The sequence below is a fragment of the Vibrio sp. 378 genome (assembly GCF_033339435.1).
Genome location: NZ_JAWOUO010000061.1, coordinates 1 through 1,563 on the forward strand (window position 1 = coordinate 1; position 1,563 = coordinate 1,563).

Below are 1,563 nucleotides of genomic sequence, written 5' to 3' on the forward strand. Positions count from 1 at the left end.
TAAGGAGGTGATCCAGCGCCAGGTTCCCCTAGCGCTACCTTGTTACGACTTCACCCCAGTCATGAACCACAAAGTGGTAAGCGTCCCCCCGAAGGTTAAACTACCTACTTCTTTTGCAGCCCACTCCCATGGTGTGACGGGCGGTGTGTACAAGGCCCGGGAACGTATTCACCGTGGCATTCTGATCCACGATTACTAGCGATTCCGACTTCATGGAGTCGAGTTGCAGACTCCAATCCGGACTACGACGCACTTTTTGGGATTCGCTCACTTTCGCAAGTTGGCCGCCCTCTGTATGCGCCATTGTAGCACGTGTGTAGCCCTACTCGTAAGGGCCATGATGACTTGACGTCGTCCCCACCTTCCTCCGGTTTATCACCGGCAGTCTCCCTGGAGTTCCCGACATTACTCGCTGGCAAACAAGGATAAGGGTTGCGCTCGTTGCGGGACTTAACCCAACATTTCACAACACGAGCTGACGACAGCCATGCAGCACCTGTCTCAGAGTTCCCGAAGGCACCAATCCATCTCTGGAAAGTTCTCTGGATGTCAAGAGTAGGTAAGGTTCTTCGCGTTGCATCGAATTAAACCACATGCTCCACCGCTTGTGCGGGCCCCCGTCAATTCATTTGAGTTTTAATCTTGCGACCGTACTCCCCAGGCGGTCTACTTAACGCGTTAGCTCCGAAAGCCACGGCTCAAGGCCACAACCTCCAAGTAGACATCGTTTACGGCGTGGACTACCAGGGTATCTAATCCTGTTTGCTCCCCACGCTTTCGCATCTGAGTGTCAGTATCTGTCCAGGGGGCCGCCTTCGCCACCGGTATTCCTTCAGATCTCTACGCATTTCACCGCTACACCTGAAATTCTACCCCCCTCTACAGTACTCTAGTCTGCCAGTTTCAAATGCTATTCCGAGGTTGAGCCCCGGGCTTTCACATCTGACTTAACAAACCACCTGCATGCGCTTTACGCCCAGTAATTCCGATTAACGCTCGCACCCTCCGTATTACCGCGGCTGCTGGCACGGAGTTAGCCGGTGCTTCTTCTGTCGCTAACGTCAAATAATGCAGCTATTAACTACACTACCTTCCTCACGACTGAAAGTGCTTTACAACCCGAAGGCCTTCTTCACACACGCGGCATGGCTGCATCAGGCTTGCGCCCATTGTGCAATATTCCCCACTGCTGCCTCCCGTAGGAGTCTGGACCGTGTCTCAGTTCCAGTGTGGCTGATCATCCTCTCAGACCAGCTAGGGATCGTCGCCTTGGTGAGCCCTTACCTCACCAACTAGCTAATCCCACCTAGGCATATCCTGACGCGAGAGGCCCGAAGGTCCCCCTCTTTGGCCCGTAGGCATCATGCGGTATTAGCCATCGTTTCCAATGGTTATCCCCCACATCAGGGCAATTTCCTAGGCATTACTCACCCGTCCGCCGCTCGACGCCGTTATCGTTCCCCGAAGGTTCAGATAACTCGTTTCCGCTCGACTTGCATGTGTTAGGCCTGCCGCCAGCGTTCAATCTGAGCCATGATCAAACTCTTCAATTTAAGATTTTGT

General features: G+C 53.5%; 1 rRNA gene. It reads right to left on the reverse strand.

Annotation, left to right across the window (positions count from 1 at the left end):
- Nucleotides 1-1,553, reverse strand: a 16S ribosomal RNA gene (locus R7Q48_RS24055).
- Nucleotides 1,554-1,563 lie beyond the last annotated feature (10 nt).